Source organism: Caloranaerobacter sp. TR13, assembly GCF_001316435.1.
Taxonomy (GTDB): domain Bacteria; phylum Bacillota; class Clostridia; order Tissierellales; family Thermohalobacteraceae; genus Caloranaerobacter.
Map to the genome: position 1 here is coordinate 1 of NZ_JXLL01000031.1, position 5317 is coordinate 5317.

Below are 5317 nucleotides of genomic sequence, written 5' to 3' on the forward strand. Positions count from 1 at the left end.
AAAAGAGAGTTAGTCAAAATCCTTATAAGTTGTTGACTTTAGGATAAAAATTACATAAGAGGTAGAATAAAGATTACTTATGATAAATATATGAGCGGGAATTAATTTGAAACTTGGGATAATAGGATCATCTGAAAATGAAATTATGCCTTTTGTTAAATGTATTTCAGATGCTAAAACCGTATCAACTGCTATGTTGAAGTTTTATGATGGAGTTTATAAAAATATCAACGTTGTTGCTTTATATTGTGGAGTATGTAAGGTCAATGCAGCAATTGCAACGCAAGTATTAATAGATAAATTTGATGTTTTTCAAGAGTTAGATTATAAATATCCTTTAATAGCAGATAAAAAAGCTACTAAATGGTTAGAAAATAATTTAATTTTAAATTTAAATTAGTGCCTTTTGCATGAAGGTATCGTACTTCAGATAACATAGGCTTGAGTGACATGAATAGGATGTTTTTGAAGTAATTTAATAACTACGTCGCAAAGCCAAGGAACGTTATATGTCATGTTTTTGAAAGTAAAAAGTTAGAAGAGAAGGAATAAAAGTGAAGCAAACAATATCTCCATTATTAGGAATAGGACTTATTATAATAGCATTGAATATAATGATAGAAAGGTTTATAACTCGGATACCTGACTGGATTGCAATACCGATACTATTAGTGGCTATTGTTCTGATAATAATTGGTGGACTCAAAGCAAAAGTAATAAAATAAAACACACAAAAAATAGGTATTATCCTTAGTATATTAATTATAAAGGTAATATATTTCATTTAAATTATATTAAGAATTATATAAAAAAGATGGTGCCACTTCTTATAACATACAAGTCCCGATATTTTACAAGAAATACGTAAAACATCAGGACTAGCCAAAACGTTATCTGCAACACCTGAAAAAACAGTTAAGCAATTTTAAGCGTGAGGTTATCGTATTAAGTTTAAAGGAGGACATTCAATGGTGATTCAAGCAGAATATCAAAATGTAGTTGATGAAGTAACACGAAAATGTAGTGAATATTTTTCTGATAGATTACTATCAATTTATGTAACAGGAAGTATCAGTACTAATGAAGCAATAATAAATGAATCAGATTTAGACTATTGGGGTTTTATTTCGAATGAAATTACAAAAGATGATGAACTATGGCTATCAGAAACAGAACAAGAAATCGATGAGAAATTTCAAATCTTTGATGGTGTTCATATTAATATTAAATCCATTGAATATTTGAAAGAAGATAAGTTTTGCAGGTTTATACTAAAATATAATTCTATATTGTACAAAGGTCATGATGTAATATCAGAAATTGAATCACAAGGAGTTGATTCATACTCACCAGATAAAACTGTTGCAAAATATAGATTGAAATTTGCAAGAAAGTGCTTAGAGGATGCTTTAGAAAACAAATGTCCTCAATGTTTAGAAAAAATTCCTAAAAATACTTACTTTGCATCAAGAAAATTTGCACGATATTTTGTTTTAGTAGAAGGGGCATATTTCTTAATGGCAAAGGGTAAATTTGAATCGTTTAAGCAAGAAATAGTAGTTAAACAATTGAAAGAAAACAGTATAGGCTTTGATGAAATTTTGGATTTAAGTCTTAAGATTATAACTGAACCTGAAGCGACTAAAATTAATCATCAGGAATTCATACGAATGATTCAACCCTTTACTGAATGGATGTTTGATGAAATTGAAAAAGCATAGTATAAAGAAAAATGACAGGTGCAACAGATAACATACCATTTACGAACACTACAAAAGAGTATATGTACCATCGTAAAATGGTCAACTTGTTATGCAACAGCTCAACTGTTTTGTTTTTAGGAGGTATTAAATTGTTCAAAAGAAAAAGAATTAATACTATTGTAGAAAAAAGAATTCAAAATAGTTTAGATAAATTGAGTATTTGTATACTTTAGCATATTAGGAATATCAAGTATGATTTTGCTAAAAGAGGTTTATTAACGAGCGTATAACAAAATATTTGCGCAAGGGTGCTTTAGGAAAGTAGAAGCTTAGGGTAGTGAGCACCACACTTTCTCACTAACCGAGTCAGTCGCTGCATTAGGCGTTCGCAGGCTCACAGCCATGAGCGACTCCTTGTAGAGCTCGAAGGCATCGCAAATACTAGATCGTTAGATGATATCCATATCAAGCTTTAGATAACTATTATAAGCTGATTATAGAATACATAAATTATATTGTAAATATTTTTTATTGGAGGGGTATATTGTGGGTTTTAGCAAAATATTTTGGGGGTTTATTTTTTTGTTTGATTTTAGATTCAATGGAGTTGATATAATTCCAGACTTTATTGGTTTTATATTAATTTATTTTGGGCTTCAAATGTTAGTTGAGAAAAACAATAATTTTGAGTTAGCTAAAAATTTAGCTTTTCCACTTATTTTTATTTCAGTATTTGACATATATCAGATTCAAAAACCAGAGAACAATATAATAACAATGTCAGGGATTGGACTGATTATTGGTGTAGTTTTTACAATTCTTAATTTAATTATGGTATATAGAATTTGTTTAGGAATTTCAGAGATGGCTAATGAAAGAAGTGAAAATGAACTTGCTACAAAGTCCATGAATAGGTGGATATTATATTTAATAAATCAAATTATAATTTGGTTCATGTCATTAACTAGTTCTGTTTTTAAGAACACCTTAGCTATTTTAGCATTATCAGTAATTATATTTTCCTTTGTTGTTTATATTTAATGCTTATGTTATTTAAGGAAGCAGGAGATACTTTAGAAAACTATAATGAGCAGTAATAATTTTTGATAGAAATGTGAAAATCAGGGACGCTATCTAACGCCGTTTTTGTGCAAATGTATGAAAACTTCATAAGAAAATTCAATATTGAAGATAAGACTATTTATTTAGGAAAGTCAGGATTAAATACTAATACAGAATCTGATGATGAATTTACATTTTTACTTCAAGTTAATCCTAAAGGTCAAATAAATTTTATATCTATGGAATGTTATATTGATATTACTAATGAAAGATTATCAATTGTTGAAAGGATAATTCAAAACATAAAAAAATCTTTGAAAATCAAATTATTATGTATACAGCTTAACTAAAATTAATACTAGAAAAATATTTTTGTTACAAGGAGGAAAGATAATGGAGCATTTTATGAGACTTTTCGAGGAACCTTTTGAATTGATAAGGTCTAAGAAAAAAATTATAGAAATAAGACTAAATGATGAGAAACGACAAAAAGTAAAAATTGGTGACACAATTATTTTTTCGAAGTTGCCCGATTGTGAGGAAAGATTAAAAGTGAAAGTTCTTGGATTATTACAATATTATACTTTTGAACAGCTATATGAGGATATACCTTTTAGTCATTTTGGATGTGAGGGAAAATCAATGGAATGGATGTTAGAAAAAACTTATGAAATTTATACTAAAAAGCAAGAAGAAAAATATGGGGCTCTAGGTATCAGAATAGAAGTGATTGATTAAAGATGTTTTATATGAAGATATTGTGCTTAGACCTACAGCGTATAACATGAGTTTACCATTATTCTACACATAAGACATAGTACGACGGTAAACTCAAGAACGTTATCTGTAATAGCTAAAAATTCATAAGGGGGAAAACATGATAAATGAAAAGAATAAAACTTTACTACTTATATTTATACCTTTTTTATGGGGATATATAATTAATATTTTAGATTGGAAAGTATCTATTATTGGTGATTTATATTTCAGACTTAATATAGTATGGGAAACTATATTGCAGGAATAGTATTCATAAGTAAGAAGATAATAAGATTATTTACAAATACAATCTCTAGCGAAGTTGTGATTATACTTTCATATAGTTTAATGATTACTATTTTTACTACTGGTTTCATATATAGAATTAAGAATAAAAATAATTGATTGGTTTGTAATTGTATTTTTTAGAAATAATTTATGTATCATTATAAAAATACATAGAAGTTTGATGAATATAGATTAAGTCCATAATATGTAATTCATAGAAATGGATATATGATTTTTTAAGGTAAGTAAAATTAATATAAATAAAATCAAAAAATCATTATAGGGAAATTTTAGCATTAAATGAGGTGGTAATATAATGGATTTTTATAGAGCAAGAGAAAAAGATTTTAAGTATATACAGCACGAGAAGAGTTTAATTCATAATACTGCTTTAATTGCATACGAAGGGGATAATGTTATTGGAACACTGGAATATGAGATAAATAATATAGAAGAAGCTGAAATTGTAAACTTTAGTATTTTCGAACTATGTAAGAAAGAATTAGCATTTAAAGGATTAATTGAAGAAATAATTTATTGGAATCCATACTTAAAAAGAATTATTTATAAAGAAGATAATAAAATCATAACAAAGGATGTTTTAAAGTATGCTGGATTTAGAGAAAATTCTATATGGCAATTGGATGTAGATAATAATATTGAAGTTTTTAGAATTGATATAGAAGAAATAACACCTCAACAGTTGACCGTTAGTAAAGAAAAGATAGATAGAGTAAGTAAGTGGGTTGAGAAACCAGAAGATATAGTTGTTGCCTGTATAAAAATAGGGGACAAGATGGTTTGTATAGATGGGTACTCTAGGTTAGTTGTAGCTTATATTAAAGGTTTTAAGCATGTTTATGCTTATCTTGAAACTGATAATGATAATATAGAATTTTATAGAACTTGTATGGAATGGTGCAAAGAGCAAAATATTTTTACAATTAAAGATTTGGCTAATAGAATAGTAACTCCAGAAGAGCATGAAAGGCTATGGATTAATAGATGCCAAGCATACTTAAGGAATGTAAATAACTAAATTTTAGTCGCGGGGAAATGACATATAATAAAGGTTCATCTGTATTTAGGTGTCTCAGAAGAAGATATTAGAGAAAAAACTCCACGCTTTTTAGCATATACGTATGTGTTAAAGCATATAGGGAAACTATAATTTATTCAAATATGAATGATCTTTATTATGAGTAAAACCGAATATCTGTATTTATCTGCAAGATTATAGGGAAAAAGGTTTTATTACTTCCTATAACGCTGTTGCAGAATGGATTACTAGGGCAGTTTTTTGGGATTATACAAACACACTTTCATATCACCCTGTAATCAGACATCTCCTAGAATTATCTGTTTTAGTTATGAGTTGTTTTTCTAGGATTAGATGCCTGATTTTTTTATGTAATAAATAGTCTTATTTCTTGTAGTATGTAGATAAATAGTTAAAAGAACATAAAAAAATAAAGGGGTTTACAATTTAATAGAGAATATTTTCA

8 protein-coding genes are annotated in these 5317 nt (G+C 27.6%); all 8 read left to right on the forward strand.

Annotated elements, in window-relative coordinates; translation table 11 throughout:
* Positions 1–106: 106 nt before the first annotated feature.
* On the forward strand, positions 107–400 hold the full coding sequence (locus TR13x_RS10535) for a hypothetical protein (RefSeq protein ID WP_054871898.1): 294 nt from the start codon (positions 107–109) through the stop codon (positions 398–400).
* A 154-nt stretch (positions 401–554) separates the two neighbouring features.
* Entirely contained in the window at positions 555–725 is a 171-nt protein-coding gene (locus TR13x_RS11195) for a hypothetical protein (protein ID WP_161802945.1), read from the forward strand.
* Positions 726–968: 243 nt separating this feature from the next.
* Positions 969–1721 (forward strand): hypothetical protein, encoded by a 753-nt coding sequence (locus TR13x_RS10540; RefSeq protein WP_054871899.1) that lies wholly within the window; start codon positions 969–971, stop codon positions 1719–1721.
* A gap of 564 nt (positions 1722–2285) precedes the next feature.
* Positions 2286–2744 (forward strand): hypothetical protein, encoded by a 459-nt coding sequence (locus TR13x_RS10545; protein WP_152912152.1) that lies wholly within the window; start codon positions 2286–2288, stop codon positions 2742–2744.
* 113 nt (positions 2745–2857) lie between these two features.
* Positions 2858–3115: a hypothetical protein gene (locus TR13x_RS10550; RefSeq protein WP_054871901.1), complete on the forward strand. Its 258-nt coding sequence runs from the start codon at positions 2858–2860 to the stop codon at positions 3113–3115.
* Positions 3116–3158: 43 nt separating this feature from the next.
* On the forward strand, positions 3159–3503 hold the full coding sequence (locus TR13x_RS10555; RefSeq protein ID WP_054871902.1) for an ASCH domain-containing protein: 345 nt from the start codon (positions 3159–3161) through the stop codon (positions 3501–3503).
* A 139-nt stretch (positions 3504–3642) separates the two neighbouring features.
* On the forward strand, positions 3643–3792 hold the full coding sequence (locus TR13x_RS11200) for a hypothetical protein (protein WP_161802946.1): 150 nt from the start codon (positions 3643–3645) through the stop codon (positions 3790–3792).
* Positions 3793–4128: 336 nt separating this feature from the next.
* Positions 4129–4851, forward strand: a complete 723-nt coding sequence (locus tag TR13x_RS10560; protein WP_054871903.1) for a hypothetical protein — start codon at positions 4129–4131, stop codon at positions 4849–4851.
* Positions 4852–5317: the final 466 nt, after the last annotated feature.

Excerpts from the sequence above, each read along its gene's own strand:
- TR13x_RS10540 (WP_054871899.1), top strand. The coding sequence starts at position 969 with ATGGTGATTCAAGCAGAATATCAAAATGTAGTTGATGAAGTAACACGA.
- TR13x_RS10550 (WP_054871901.1), top strand. The coding sequence starts at position 2,858 with ATGTATGAAAACTTCATAAGAAAATTCAATATTGAAGATAAGACTATT.
- TR13x_RS10555 (WP_054871902.1), top strand. The coding sequence starts at position 3,159 with ATGGAGCATTTTATGAGACTTTTCGAGGAACCTTTTGAATTGATAAGG.
- TR13x_RS11200 (WP_161802946.1), top strand. The coding sequence starts at position 3,643 with ATGATAAATGAAAAGAATAAAACTTTACTACTTATATTTATACCTTTT.
- TR13x_RS10560 (WP_054871903.1), top strand. The coding sequence starts at position 4,129 with ATGGATTTTTATAGAGCAAGAGAAAAAGATTTTAAGTATATACAGCAC.